A 13,942-nucleotide genomic window follows, 5' to 3' on the forward strand; every position below is an offset into this window, starting at 1 on the left:
CCCGCGCCAGCTCTTCATCAAACGGTTTGCCGCTCAGCGCGGCACGTAGCCAGAGGCCATCAATCAGCGAGGCCAGTTCGTGCCCGGCAATTCGCGCCGCTTCTCGCGGCAGTTCCCTGCGAAATTCCACCACTAACATGCTGAATTGTTGTTAATTCTTTTGTTGATTTAAAACCAGAGGTAATTAATGAATAATCCACCTGCCAGTGAAAAGGACAAAATCAATTTCGGCATCGCTACCACGCTCGGTATCGGCGTGGTACAGCTGAACTACGGGCTGGAGGTGCTGTTTGATATCCCGGAAGGGCTGGGCGCGCAGACGGCGTTAATTGTGCTGTCAGTGGTGATTGCCACGATTTCCGTTACCTCCGGTGTGGATAAAGGCATCCGAATCTTATCGGAGCTGAACGTGGCGCTGGCGCTGTTCCTGATCCTGTTTGTGCTGTTCTTCGGTAATACCGAATTTCTGCTGAACGCGCTGGTGCTGAACGTGGGGGATTACATCAACCGCTTTACCGGTATGACGCTGAACACCTTCGCCTTCGATCGTCCGGTCGAGTGGATGAACAGCTGGACGCTGTTTTTCTGGGCGTGGTGGGTGGCCTGGTCACCGTTTGTTGGCCTGTTCCTGGCGCGTATTTCACGCGTCCGTACCATTCGCGAATTTGTGCTGGGTACGCTGATTATTCCGTTCACCTTTACTCTGCTCTGGCTGTCGGTGTTTGGCAACGCCGCGCTGTACGAGATTATTCACGGTGATGCGGGTTTCGGTCAGGAGGTAATGAATCATGCCGAACGTGGTTTCTACAGCCTGCTGGCACAGTATCCAGCCTTTAAATTCAGCGCCTAGGTTGCCACCATCACAGGCATGCTGTTCTACGTGACGTCAGCGGATTCGGGGTCACTGGTGCTGGGTAACTTCACCTGTAAGCTGAAAGACATCAACAGCGATGCGCCTAACTGGATTCGTATTTTCTGGTCGGTCACTATCGGGCTGTTAACGTTGGGTATGTTGATGACCAACGGCATTTCGGCACTGCAAAATGCCACGGTGATTATGGGGCTGCCGTTTAGTTTCGTGATCTTCTTTGTGATGGCCGGTCTGTATAAATCGCTGAAGGTAGAGGATTACCGGCGGGTGAGTGCTAACCGCGATACTGCACCGTATCTGGCCAGCGCGCACGACCGACTGAGCTGGAAGAAATGCCTGTCGCGCCTGATGAATTACTCCGGTTCCCGCTATACCGGGCAGATGATGCAAACCGTGGTCTATCCGGCCATGCAGGATGTGGCGAAGGAGCTGGAGCTGCGCGGCGGGAAAGTGATGCTGGACAACTTACCGGCGCAGGAAGGGGAAGATCTGGGGCATCTGGAACTCCAGGTACATCCGGGCGACGAGCAGGACTTTGTCTATCAGGTGTGACCGCAGAAATACTCGGTGCCGGGCTTCACCTATCGCGCCCGCAGCAGTAAGTCCAGCTACTTCCGTCTGGAAACCTTCCTGCGTGAAGGCAGCCAGGGGAATGACCTGATGGACTACAGCAAGGAACAGGTGATTATCGATATTCTCGATCGGTACGAACGTCACCTGAACTTTATTCACCTGAACCGTGAAGCACCGGGTAATAACCTGACCTTCCCGGATATGTAAAAAGAGGGGAAACGAAAGCTTCCCCGATGATGCACACCCACTGGGACTCAGGTTTCAGTGGGTGTGCATCACCTAATGAGTGTTTATAAAGTAGCAGTTGGGTGTTCAACTTAGCCAGTTGCGTATCGTACATTCTGCTGTGTAGCCGCGCCATTCGGGAATGCCTTTGTTACCCCTGATACGTCGTCACATTCAGAATTTTGGCGCTCGCGCCGACCGGGAAATTGCTTAACGCAATAAAATCGCTGCCCTGATAGCCCATGATCTTACCGCCGGTACGCATTTGCTGCAGGTCGATCAGGATCACCCCCAGCGTTGGAATGATTTTCTCCCGCCAGACGAACAAATAGAGATCCTCCGCAACCAGCACATAGTGGCAGCGATCGACATCTGCTAACCCTTTCTCCACGCCGTCCAGACACTGCCAGGCGTAGAAATTATCGTTAAGATACACATGCTCATAACGCTCGGTCGGGCTGTAGGTATACTGATTGCGCATACCGACCAGGGCATCGGTAAATGCCGGTAACGGCCCCGGCTGGTTATCCAGACGGGCGAAGATAAAATGTGCCTCAACCGCAGTCAGCGGCAACCCTTGCTCTACCCGGCTGAAGGCATCCAGCCGCGTGGCGGCTTCGTCCGGTAGCTGGCCATACACCAGCGTGGCATTGCGCTGTGTCAGATTGCAAACCGCGCTGATACTGGCGTTATCGCGCGCTGGATCGAGGAAATCGATAAACAGCATATCGGGGCGAATGGCGCTCGCCCGACAGGGCGTGCGCTGCCCGTTCCAGCGCAGCGTCTGTTCATCCTCGATAACCAGCCGTTGCGGTTCGCTTCCTGCTGCATAAAAGGTAAAGGCTTCGCCTGCAGACAGGCTGGCGGCAGGCAACAGGTTGCCGTGCGGGGCAAAACCATCCGCCAGCGCGCCGACCTGGATAAATACGGCTTCTGAAGTCATGTGGGCTCCTTAGTAGAATAGGACGTTAAGCAAACGCGAGCGTGGGAACATTGACGATACCGGAACCGCCATCAGCCATCGGGGTAATGATCCAGCCGGGACCGATGGCACTGGCGCACACTCCTGTGGGCCGTAATCACGAACGACGGCACGCATCACGCCGATTAGGGCATGCCTGGCGGTGACGTAGCCGGAGCCCAGCACCGTGGTGCCGGCTTCATCGGCGATAACCTGCCGTTGGGCTCGCCGCTTCCCGGCGATCAACACCCGCTCGCCAGCGGTAATACCCACGACTCTCGCCATTCGTTCTCTCCCGTAAAGGGGATTTTGACTACATTAAAAAGCAAGTGAATCCCCGGCTATCGTCCAGAAGAACGATAGCCAATCCGCGAATGCCTCGCAGTCTGCGTTCATGGTTTTACCCGCTTGGGATGTTCGGCTGTGACGTCGTGTATCTCCGGCGGATCATCATGCAGATTAAACAACTGCCACGGCGCCTCACTGTCGCTGAGGCCGGACTTCACCAGCCGCTGCCGCTTCCTGCCGCTATTGTACCTGGCACAATGGCGGCAGATGAGGTTGCCGGCGCGGCTTAACGACCACGAGAACTTGTTTCTGGCGTAATGCGGCGATATTCAGTATCGGCTTATATTCTATTATTTATTGGTGCGCTTAGCCGTATTTGGGAAATGGCAAGTCAGACGTGGTTAATTTATTAATCTGTAACGTTAAATTATTGACACATCTTTTTAAGATGTAAATAAAAAAAAGAAAAATACTATCGTTCTAAAGGACGAGCTTGAACCCGTCGATATCAGGTTTTTTAATCCGAGATAGCCAATACTGTGTGATGTTAATAGCTTTCGTTTATGTTTTAACGAGGAGGCGTAAAAAAACAACCCTTTTGTTTTTAAATGCTTAAATAACAATGTTTTGATGAAAACATTGTTATGGATATCACATTGTTAATATGTTAACTATTGTGTTAGTTAAATGTGAAGTGTATGTTTCGCCTAACCGGGTAATCCGCATGCAACATGCCAGCATCTGACAGGGGGGGATATCATGTCTGCTTTATTAAAAGCAAACTGTAATGATACGATAATAGCCCGTTGTTTACAGACTATTTCACAGTTAATTCCACTGTCTTCAGCGGTTTTTTATCGCGTAAATAATCGTTTAAAACCCGAAAACTATATATTGCATAATATTTCTAATAATACACACCAACAATATCTGGAGAGCTTCCAGCTGTTAGATCCACATTTGCCGTCGCACTTTAGCCATCAGAGCACCACTATGGCGGCAATGACACCGTGGCTCTGCGATCGCAACCGCCATTATTACCATGAGTTTATGTTGCCAAACAACGTACGTGACATGACCGAAATCTTTATTCGCCGCGAACGGCGGATTGTTGCTGGTATCTCACTGATGCGCGATGTCCCTTTTTCCAGCGAGGAACGCCTGCGGGCCCAGGCAGTATTGCCGCTGGTGGAACTTGCCATTCGCGACTTTCTGCAGGAAGAGGATGAATTACCCATCATCCTGACGGCTAAAGAGCGGGAAATCGTCGGTATGGTGCGTGAAGGGGCGAGCAATAAGCTTATTGCTCGCCAGCTTGATATTTCGCTCTCAACGGTGAAAACCCACCTGCGCAACATTTTCGCCAAGACCGACGTTGTCAATCGTACTGAACTTGTTTCCCGAATCTGGATGCCTGCTGCTCAGCGTACGTTGCATCTGTAATCTGACTGCGCCGTGGTAGCACGGCGTTTTCCTGATGCCTGCGGGCATCACTCCCTGGATAACCCTCCGGGGGGAGGCTTTTTTGACTGGAGCGCGCCCTACGATGCCAGGTACCCCTCTCACTAATAATGCGCTTTCACAGCCTACGGGGCTGGTGGTGTCGCTGCGTTTACTGGCGGCGATTGTCATTTTTGCCGCCATTGCGCCGGGGATTTTAATGACCGCACCAGCGGTAGCGGCGCAGCTGGCCAGCGAATGGCACCTTAAACCGGGGCAGATCGGCTGGCTGTTCTCGGCGGAGCTCGGTGCGATGAGCCTGGCGACGCTGCCGGCGTGGTGGTGGATGAGCCGCCTGGACTGGCGACGGGTCGCCCTCACTGCCAGCATGGTGTTTCTTGTCGGCAACATCGCCTCGGCGGCGGTAACTCAGTATGAGCTTCTGCTGGCGGCGCGCTTTATCGCCTCGCTGGCGGGCGGCACGCTGATGATTTTGTGCATCAGTTGCGCGGCGGGAACGTCGAATCCGTCGCGGGTTTACGCGTTTTGGGTGCTGGGGCAACTGCTGCTGGGAATGCTCGGCTTGCTGGTGTTACCCGGTCTGTTTGAGATCTTTGGCCTGAAGGTGGCCTATCTGATCCTCGCGGCCATTATGCTCTGCTGTATACCACTGACTTCGGCTTTTCCGCCGCGTTTTCGGCCGCTGAAGGCTTCCCAGCGTCAGCCTTCGGCGCTGATGTGGCGTAAGGTGCTGGCGTTGCTGGCGGTTTTGACGTTCTACATCAGTCTCAGCGCGATATGGACCTTTATTGGCACCATCGGCAGCGCGGCGGGGCTTAGCCCGACGCACGTCGGGATGGTGCTGGCGGTGGCAACGGTCTGCGGCATTGTCGGTGCGGCTGGCGCTGCGCTGCGCGGTACTCAGCGACCGGACCGTATACCGGTGTGGCTGGGTTACGGTCTGCTGATGGCCAGTGTCCTGTTGTTGGCTGGCCATCCGCTGCTGGTGCGCTACGCCGTTGCGGCGGTGCTGTTTAAATTCACCTGGACTTTTGTGCTGCCCTTTATCCTCGCCCGCGTGGCCGGGCTTGATAACAATGGCCGGTTGATGAACAGCATTAATCTGGTGATCGGTGGTGGGATGGCGGCCGGTCCGGCATTGGCGGGTGCCTTACTGCAGCATTTTGCCAGCGCTGACCCGCTGCTGGCGGCGGCAGGCGTCTGCGCGCTGCTGTCACTGATTTTGATTGCGGTGGCATCGTCCGCCGGGAAAGGCTTAGCCAACGGGAGGATAGAGTGAAAAGAAAAACCGGTTTCTTCTTTGATGAACGTTGTTTTTGGCACAGCACTGGCCTGCACGCGGTGACGCTGCCGGTCGGCGGTTGGGTTCAGCCACCCGCTGGCGGCGGGCACGCCGAATCGCCGGAGACTAAACGGCGAATGAAAAACCTGATGGATGTCTCCGGACTGACTGCGCAACTGGAACTGCGCAGCGCGGCAGCGGCGACTCTTGAGGATCTGCAGCGGATCCACCCCGATAGCTATCTTGGGCGCTTTAAGGCGATAAGCGATAACGGCGGCGGTATGCTCGGCAAAGAGGCACCGCTGGGACCGGGGAGCTATGAAATTGCCTGCCTCTCTGCCGGTCTTGCCAGCGCCGCGGTAGAAGCGGTGATCAAGGGCGAACTGGATAACGCGTATTCGCTTTCGCGCCCGCCGGGGCACCACTGCCTGCCGGATCAGTCGATGGGCTTTTGCTTTCTGGCCAACATACCGATCGCCGTTGAGCGAGCGAAAGCGCGGCTGGGGCTCGGCAAGGTGGCAATTATAGACTGGGATGTCCACCACGGTAATGGCACGCAGCATATCTATCTGCAACGCGATGACGTGCTGACGATCTCTTTGCATCAGGACGGCTGTTTCCCGCCGGGTTATTCCGGCGAGGCGGACCGTGGTGTAGGTGAGGGCGAGGGCTACAACATCAATATTCCGCTGCTGGCCGGTGCGGGCGACGATAGCTGGCGCTACGCGCTGGAAACGATCGTCATCCCGGCGCTGGCGCGCTTTGAGCCGGAGCTGATTATTATCGCCTGCGGCTATGACGCGAATGCCATGGACCCACTTGCGCGGATGCAGTTGCATAGCGATAGCTTCCGGATGATGACTGAACAGGTTCAGCAGGCGGCGGATCGTCTGTGTGGCGGTAAACTGGTGATGGTGCATGAAGGTGGCTATGCCGAATCCTATGTGCCGTTCTGCGGCCTGGCGGTGATGGAGACGCTGAGCGGCATACGCACTGATGTTCAGGACCCACTGTTGGAATTTATTCAGCAACAGCAGCCGCGCGCCGCGTTTGTGCAGTTCCAGCGCCAGGCCATCAATGAACTGGCGCAACAGTTTGGATTAAAATAAATCGCATCAGGCCCCGCTGTCTGGGCGGGGAAGGATCCTACTTTTCGTCTGCGGCTTGTGCGCCGTTCATCCACTGGCTTACCGCCTGATTGATCATAGCCATCACGCTCAGTAGCAGCATCCGCTGCTGCGCTTCCAGCCGCAGATAGCGGCGCAGCGGCGGCATTTTGCACACCACTTCGCTGGCGGCCCAGGGTTCAATGCAGCAGCGCCAGCCAGGGGCGCCGAACGTCAGCGAAAAGCGGCGATAGTCCAGCTCGCTTAAGGTTTGCTGGAGATTGGGAAAACCATTGAGATAGTGGGTAAGTTCTTCACAGTCTTTGCTGGCGATAAAGCGGATTGGCTGGCGTTTAAGCCAGCCGGACTGATGAGCGCGGATCTTACCGCGAACTCGCCGGGTAACCTGCCCCCCGATGACAAATTCGCAGCTGTGAATGCTGGCCATAAACAGCCGTTTCTGCCGCACACTGAAAGTGACGGCGGTGTTGTCATTAATGCGCAGCACCGCACTGCGCTCGCTTAGTTTCTCGCAGTGCCAGCCCGCTAAATCGCGCTGCACCGCGTTCATTAATGGCGTTTCAAACCAGAGGACGGAGTGCATCAGGTGTCATCTCCCCGCGAGTCTGTTTTTCATAGTCGCCGATAGCGCGCTCGACCACTTCTTCCACCGCCAGCGGCTTAAACGGGTTGACGCGCTGCACGCATACCGTCCAGAACAAGGCGTAGCCAGCGGTCAGGCCGAGCATAATCCCGAAGGGCACCAGCACATCGCGGCTGTCCATCCCCGGCGGCGTGATATTAACGATAGCGATAATAATTCCGACGCTGGAGATAATCTGCGGTAGCGGAAACCACGGCGAGCGGTAGGCGCGCGGCAGGTCGGGGCGGCGAATTCGCAGCATCACCACCGACAGGGTAACCAGCAGGTAAGCGACGCCCCAGGCACAGACCGCGGCGAGGATCAGCGGCACAATGCGATCCAGATCGCCGTTGAGATACCAGGCGTGCAGGCAGGGGATCGCCACACCGATAGCGATGGCGATCACCGGTGTTTTAAAGCGTGGATGCAGCCAGGTGAGGAAGCGCGGCAGCGCGCCGTCCAGCGCCATGCCGTAGATAATACGCGGTACTGCGGCCATTAGTGTATTGATGGTGGCGCAGCCCGCCAGTAGCAGGCCAACTCCGAGCCAGTATTGCCCGGCGAGCCCCATAACCCGCCCGGCGAAGGCCGGGATCGCCATCGGTGTATCCAGCAGATAAACGTTGTTCGCCGCGTCGATCACCACGTTTTCTACCTGACGGTTAATCGCCGCGCCGTAGATAAACATGCAGCTTGCAACCCCCAATAGACCAAGCGCCATCGCTCGTGGAATGGTACGGTAGGCTTTTTTGATTTCTGGCGCCATTGGCGTCACCAGCTCGCAGCCGACGAACATAAACATCGCCATACCGATATAGCCGAACAGGCCGGAAATATCGCTGACGTCCAGCGGCGTGCCGAACCAGCCGGACAGGTGCGTCACCGGTGCCATAAAAATGCCGCACAGGCCGAAAATGGTCAGCGTCGTCCACATGCCGAAAGTCAGAACCACTTCGACCTTGCCAAAAATCTCGATGCCGATGGCATTAAGCAGACCGAAAATTACTACCATACTGACGCCGACCATCCAGGTGTTGTGGTGGGTGGCCATTTGCGCGTTGATCGACTCGAAGTTCACCAGCGCCATAATTCCGGCGAGGATGGTCTCCGCCGTTCCGGCGAAGATATGCACGATCAGATAGGCGCACAGCGCGCCGGTAATGGCGAAGAAACGGCCCATGCCGCAGGAGATATAGTCATAGACCGATCCTGTGGTGGGGATCAGCGTCGCCGCTTCAGCGAAGGTGGTGACCTGTGCCTGCATCATAATAAACGCCAGCAGTACCGCCAGCGCGAAGGTGTCGCCGCCCATGCCGAATCCGCTGGTAACCGTCAGGATCACCGGGCTTGCCATAATCAGTCCGACGGAGCTGGCAAGGGTGGTCGGAAAGCCGACGACGCCGCGCTCAAGGTGGCTGGCAAGTCTGTTATTAAACATAGTCAACCTCTGCACAATGTTGGGGAGAGCAGGGAACAGCCTGCATCATTCCCTGATAGTCATAATTTAGGCGGGCATCCTGCTTAACGGATATCGTCCGGAAGGTGGAGAGCGGCGGGTAATGCTATGACGCAGTCCATGGTTGTGACGGCGGATAAAATAGATGGCCCCGCAAACCGGGGCCATCCGCGCTGAAAAACCGTGGTGTTAGCGTGTCTCAACGTTCGCCATGTAGTGTTTAACAAAGCGCGGCGTCAGGACTTTCCACTCCACTTCGGTACCCTGTTTGACAAACCAACTGTCGCCGGGCGCAAAGTGCTGCGGCTTACCGCCAGCGACGGTGAGTTCCACTTCGCCTTCCAGAACGGTGGCGTGCTCGGTAAACGGATAGGTCATGGTAAAGCTCCCCTGGGTTGACGAAAACAATCCGCAGGTAAAGGCATCCTGCGGCTCACCGTAAATCATCGCGCCTGCAACCTGCGGGTCGCCAGCGGTGGGTGTTGCGCCCAGCAGGCTTACGCTGCCAATCGACTGCAGTTCAGGTACCGGTTGTTCGAGTTTAAAAGCGTGCATTTCGTTCTCCTGATTAACTCCGGCCTTTCCAGAAACCGGCGGTTTGATGCATGAGTTTTCCGGCGGTGACCAGCAGTAAACGCAAGCTGTCACGGCCGTGGATAGTCGCGTGAGGAATACTGCTCATCAGACGATAGCGGTCGGAACCACCGTTGATCCCTTCGGCGAGGATTTTGCACACGATGTGCGATGGGGTGACGCCAAAGCCGGAGTACCCCTGGACGTAAAAGACGTTATTGTGATCGCGTAAGGTGCCGATCTGCGGGAAAAGGTTGGCGCTGCAGGCCATCGGCCCGCCCCAGGCGAAATCGATCTTCACATCCTGCAGATATGGGAAGACTTCCGCCAGCAGCGTGCGGTTCCAGGCGGCAAAATCTTTCGGTGTATATTCCACGAAGCGGGTAGCGCTGCCGAACAGCAGACGGTTTTCTCGGGTGACACGATAGTAGTTAATCACCGGGCGAATGTCGCTGAAAGCACCGCGTAACGGGCTGATACGCTCAATCAGCTCATCGGAGAGCGGTTCGGTCGATACCTGATAGGAGTAGGTGACCAGGGTCTTATTGTAGATTTCCGGCTCCATGTTGTTGAGGAAGCTGTCGCAGGCCCATAGCAGCCTGGCGGCCTTGACGCTACCCATGGCGGTGCGTACCCGCACCTGGCTGCCATAATTCACTTCCACCACCGGTGAGTATTCGAAAATCTTCACCCCTAGCGAGTGAGCGGCTTGCGCCGAACCGAGCAGCATATTCAGCGAGTGGATCTGACCGCCCCCCATATGTTTCAACGCGCCACAGTAAACGTCGGAACCGACCACCTGCTGCACATCTTTGCCGGTATACAGCGCGATCTCTTCATCCGGCGTGGCGGCCTTAAACTCTTTCTCCCACTGGCGCAGCGTTTTTAGCTGCCGCTGGTTATAGGCGAGATAGCCGTAGCCCGGCACGAAATCGGCATCGATATTGTATTTGCGGATGCGTTCACGAATGATTCCTGCGCCAAGGTTAGATATTTTAAACAGCGTCTCCAGACCCTCTTTACCGACGTGCTTTTTCACCGCTTCGATATCGTGGCCGATCCCGGCCATTACCTGACCGCCGTTGCGCCCGGTGCCGCCGTAGCCGAGATGGCGCGCTTCCAGTATCACCACGTTGGTGATGCCCTGTTCCGCCAACTCCAGAGCGGTATTAATGCCGGAAAAGCCGCCGCCGATGATCACCACGTCGGCTTCAATATCTTCCCGTAGCGCCGGGAAATGAAGTTGGTATTTTTTCGTCGCGCCGTAGTAGTTTAGCGCATCGATTTTGATGTTCATCGCGTTACCTTGTCGTCTTGCCTGGCTCAAGGTACTCATTACAGCAGGCCGCGTGAGCACTGAATATCGTCCGCAAGTATGACGTTCTTTAGAACGATGGGCGGCGGTGAAAAATCATGCTGTGATGAAGGCACTTTGCTGGAAAAACGGAGGCCGATGATGAGCGATGTAACTTTACTGGCGGAAGTGACTGCCTTTTTACGCCAGCCGCACGGGCAGTTTATTGCCGGGAAACAGGAAGCGGGCCGCGGCGCGGCGTTCGCGGTGATTAACCCGGCGACCGGGAAGGCGATTGCCGAGGTTACGATGGCGGATGTCGGCCAGGCCGATCGCGCCATGGAGAGCGCCCGCCAGGCGTTTTACCCGTGGCGTGAGATGCCGACGTTGACGCGCGGAACATTGCTGCTGAAACTGGCGGATGCACTGGCGGCGCATCGCGAAGAACTGGCACAACTGGAAAGCCTCTGTTCAGGAAAAACTATTACTGTGGCGCGGATGTTGGAGCTGGATCAATCAGTGTCATTTCTGCGCTACTTCGCCGGTTGGGCGGGAAAAGTGAGTGGTGAGACGCTGGATGTGTCATTACCTTCAATGGCTGGAGAAAAATATACCGCCTTTACCCGCCGCAAGCCGTTGGGCGTGGTGGTTGGCATCGTGCCGTGGAACTTCTCTATTATGATCGCCATCTGGAAGCTGGCGGCAGCACTGGTCTGCGGTTGCACCATTGTGCTGAAACCGAGCGAATATACGCCACTGACGCTGCTGCGTGTGGCGGAACTGGCGAAAGCTGTCGGTATTCCTGATGGCGTGATTAATGTGGTGAACGGTGCCGGCGGCGAAATTGCCCAGCGGCTGATAACCCACCCGGCCTGCGGCAAGGTAAGTTTCACCGGCTCGGCGGCGACAGGCATGAAAGTCCAGCAGTCGGCCAGCACAACGGGCAAACGAGTGACTCTTGAGCTGGGTGGCAAAAACGCGGCGCTGTTTCTCGACGACCTGACGCCTGAGGCGATGGTAAACGGTATTATTGAAGCCGGATACCTGAACCAGGGACAGATTTGCGCGGCGGCGGAGTGCTTTTATCTGCCGCAGGGAAAACTCGATACAGTACTGGAACTGCTTAAGGAGAAGCTCTCCGCCTTTGCGCCGGGTTCACCGATGGATGAACAGACACTGATGGGCCCGCTGGCAAACCGCCAGCAACATGAAAAAGTCCTCAAGCTGATCCAGACCGCGCGCGAAGAGGGCGACACGATCGTCTGCGGCGGCCAGGCGCTTCCCGGGGATGGCTATTACCTGCAGCCGACGGCGGTAAAAGTACACAGTGAAGAGAGTACCTTGATGCACGAAGAGACCTTCGGCCCGGTGTGCAGTTTTATCGGCTATCAAAGCGAAGAAGAGGCTCTGGCCCGCATCAATGCTTCGCCGTATGGCCTGGCAGCCAGCGTCTGGTCGGATAATATTCGCCAGGCACTGCGTTTCTCCGAAGCGATCGAAGCCGGGATGGTGTGGGTCAACATGCATACCTTCCTCGACCCGGCGGTGCCGTTTGGCGGCATAAAAGGATCGGGTATGGGTCGCGAGTTCGGTAGTGCCTTTATCGATGATTATACGGAGTTGAAGTCTGTGATGCTTCGTTATTAAAGGCTTTAAATACCGCTGCGAAGTCAATAAACAATCGGCTTGATTTAAAGGACCAAGCCGATTACATCACTATGACATCGAAGCCTGCAATCTGGCCTGTCTGAACCATCTGTTGAGACAGTATGACGTCGATTATCGTGTGAAGTCATCGATATATAAAACCATGATGGAACATACCGGGCTGACCCGTAAAATAATGGGATATGCGCATTGGAGCACGATGTGCATATCCAGCAAGTGATCCATGTCCGCTTTGAGCGAGAAACGGACGTACAGGAAATCACTACACCCATTGTCGATATCCCACTCACTGTTCCAATTCAGTCATCGCCAACTCGGCAACTTTTATAGTTGTTGAAACCGTATCGTTACTTGAGAGGGACCAGGCGGTTGAAAGACCACACCATGCAATTATCCATTTGAGCAGGCGTTCTCTGTCCAGATCAGCCATCCTGGTGACGATACTTAGACGCTGTTTAAATGTCTCCGGTACAGTCGCAACAGGAGGTACTGGATTACCAAGATCCGGATTAGTAAAAATATTAGCAAAGTCGAGTCCGCGTTCACCTATTAGCCCTTTAGGGTCAATGGCAAGCCAGCCTGACGTTTCAAAATCAAGCACATTTTCGTGATGTAAGTCACCATGCAATACAACCACATCTCGTGGAGAAGAAAGCAATTCTTCTGAAATTTCTGCGCAACGTGTCAGGATACCACCATACTTCAAGGCTGCTGGTTTTAGAGGATTAAACCATTCATGTAATGGCGTAAGCTGGGGCAACGGTGCTTTTACGAATGTATGAAGTCGGTTCGCAGTAATACACAAAATACGGCAAGCTGCATCATCCTTATCTCCACGGGACATTGCTGATAAAGACGCGGAACCAGTTGCTCTTGAGAGAAGAATTGCTTCATTTTCATGTGCAATCACCTGCGCCGCACCATTTCCTTCCCACCATGCCATTAGTGCATTACCGGCTTGTTCATCAGTATCATCCGTAACTTTTAACATAGCTTTAACACCATGTGCTGCTGTTTTGACCGGATATAACTGGGATGTATGAGTTATAAATGGAGTGCCATCAGGAATGAGGTTCCATCGATTTAGCCAGGGTTTTAACTTGAACGTATCCATAAAGCCTTCTTTAACATCCTTACAATCAAAGTGGGAAACAGGCATGCATTCAGGCATTTTAACCCATAGATGAAGCGCTTTCCTGCATGCTGTTTTCTAGTAAGGCAACTTCCGCTCATGGCACAAAGTGGACCCTGAGGAATGAGTTCTATCCTCGTGGTTCACTAAGTGCAGTAAGTTCTACTCGAATCCTGCTACCCATTTGTCCAACATATCAGCCCATTCCTGCATCATCACTTTACGCTCATCAAGATAAGTTGCATGGTTGTATGTGCGACGAACATTGTTGGTATCCGCGTGTGCAAGTTGAGCTTCAATAGCATCAGGTCGATAGCCCATTTCGTTTAAACGTGGACTGACCCCGCCCCGGTAGACGATCCTGCCCTATAGTTTGAGCACAGGAGGAGCGTATGGGCACACCACGATT

10 protein-coding genes and 4 pseudogenes are annotated in these 13,942 nt (G+C 54.9%); 5 read left to right on the plus strand and 9 right to left on the minus strand.

Going from position 1 to position 13,942, the window contains the following annotated elements; genetic code table 11:
• Nucleotides 1-145, minus strand: a pseudogene (locus tag AC07U6_RS21815) (TetR family transcriptional regulator C-terminal domain-containing protein); the annotation flags it as partial.
• An 81-nt stretch (nucleotides 146-226) separates the two neighbouring features.
• On the opposite strand from AC07U6_RS21815, the pseudogene betT reads away from it, so the two are divergent.
• Nucleotides 227-1,651 (plus strand): annotated as a pseudogene (gene betT, locus AC07U6_RS21820) (choline BCCT transporter BetT); the annotation flags it as partial.
• Between the two features lie 169 nt (nucleotides 1,652-1,820).
• Here the strand turns inward: betT and AC07U6_RS21825 are convergent.
• Nucleotides 1,821-2,612, minus strand: a complete 792-nt coding sequence (locus tag AC07U6_RS21825) for a MoaF C-terminal domain-containing protein (protein WP_494762516.1) — start codon at nucleotides 2,610-2,612, stop codon at nucleotides 1,821-1,823.
• A 70-nt stretch (nucleotides 2,613-2,682) separates the two neighbouring features.
• Nucleotides 2,683-2,804 (minus strand): annotated as a pseudogene (locus AC07U6_RS21830) (3-oxoacyl-ACP reductase); the annotation flags it as partial.
• Nucleotides 2,805-3,677: 873 nt separating this feature from the next.
• Between AC07U6_RS21830 and AC07U6_RS21835 the strand changes: the two are divergent.
• The 3 genes from AC07U6_RS21835 to AC07U6_RS21845 all read left to right on the plus strand — a co-directional run bounded on the left by AC07U6_RS21835 (nucleotide 3,678) and on the right by AC07U6_RS21845 (nucleotide 6,770).
• On the plus strand, nucleotides 3,678-4,361 hold the full coding sequence (locus AC07U6_RS21835; protein WP_494762517.1) for a LuxR C-terminal-related transcriptional regulator: 684 nt from the start codon (nucleotides 3,678-3,680) through the stop codon (nucleotides 4,359-4,361).
• 103 nt (nucleotides 4,362-4,464) lie between these two features.
• Complete coding sequence (locus tag AC07U6_RS21840; RefSeq protein ID WP_494762518.1) at nucleotides 4,465-5,658, plus strand: MFS transporter; 1,194 nt, start codon at nucleotides 4,465-4,467, stop codon at nucleotides 5,656-5,658.
• On the plus strand, nucleotides 5,655-6,770 hold the full coding sequence (locus AC07U6_RS21845) for a class II histone deacetylase (protein WP_494762519.1): 1,116 nt from the start codon (nucleotides 5,655-5,657) through the stop codon (nucleotides 6,768-6,770). The genes AC07U6_RS21840 and AC07U6_RS21845 overlap by 4 nt, the downstream gene beginning before the upstream one ends.
• A gap of 37 nt (nucleotides 6,771-6,807) precedes the next feature.
• On the opposite strand, the gene AC07U6_RS21850 is transcribed toward AC07U6_RS21845, so the two are convergent.
• The 4 genes from AC07U6_RS21850 to AC07U6_RS21865 form a co-directional block, all read right to left on the minus strand.
• Nucleotides 6,808-7,371: a DUF3156 family protein gene (locus tag AC07U6_RS21850; RefSeq protein WP_494762520.1), complete on the minus strand. Its 564-nt coding sequence runs from the start codon at nucleotides 7,369-7,371 to the stop codon at nucleotides 6,808-6,810.
• The gene (locus AC07U6_RS21855) at nucleotides 7,349-8,848 is read right to left on the minus strand and encodes an APC family permease (RefSeq protein ID WP_494762521.1); all 1,500 of its coding nucleotides are present in this window, start codon (nucleotides 8,846-8,848) and stop codon (nucleotides 7,349-7,351) included. Before AC07U6_RS21855 ends, AC07U6_RS21850 begins: the two co-directional genes overlap by 23 nt.
• Before the next feature lie 207 nt (nucleotides 8,849-9,055).
• Nucleotides 9,056-9,421, minus strand: coding sequence for a cupin domain-containing protein (locus tag AC07U6_RS21860; protein WP_494762522.1), 366 nt, complete (start codon nucleotides 9,419-9,421; stop codon nucleotides 9,056-9,058).
• A 13-nt stretch (nucleotides 9,422-9,434) separates the two neighbouring features.
• The gene (locus AC07U6_RS21865) at nucleotides 9,435-10,736 is read right to left on the minus strand and encodes an NAD(P)/FAD-dependent oxidoreductase (protein WP_494762523.1); all 1,302 of its coding nucleotides are present in this window, start codon (nucleotides 10,734-10,736) and stop codon (nucleotides 9,435-9,437) included.
• Between the two features lie 159 nt (nucleotides 10,737-10,895).
• Here AC07U6_RS21865 and AC07U6_RS21870 point away from each other — a divergent pair, with 159 nt between their 5' ends.
• Nucleotides 10,896-12,380, plus strand: a complete 1,485-nt coding sequence (locus AC07U6_RS21870) for an aldehyde dehydrogenase family protein (RefSeq protein ID WP_494764479.1) — start codon at nucleotides 10,896-10,898, stop codon at nucleotides 12,378-12,380.
• A gap of 307 nt (nucleotides 12,381-12,687) precedes the next feature.
• Here the strand turns inward: AC07U6_RS21870 and AC07U6_RS21875 are convergent, their stop codons facing one another.
• On the minus strand, nucleotides 12,688-13,515 hold the full coding sequence (locus AC07U6_RS21875) for an aminoglycoside phosphotransferase family protein (RefSeq protein WP_494762524.1): 828 nt from the start codon (nucleotides 13,513-13,515) through the stop codon (nucleotides 12,688-12,690).
• A 180-nt stretch (nucleotides 13,516-13,695) separates the two neighbouring features.
• Nucleotides 13,696-13,872 (minus strand): annotated as a pseudogene (locus AC07U6_RS21880) (tyrosine-type recombinase/integrase); the annotation flags it as partial.
• Nucleotides 13,873-13,942: the final 70 nt, after the last annotated feature.

The organism is Erwinia sp. GW821-FHT03D09, from assembly GCF_059420805.1.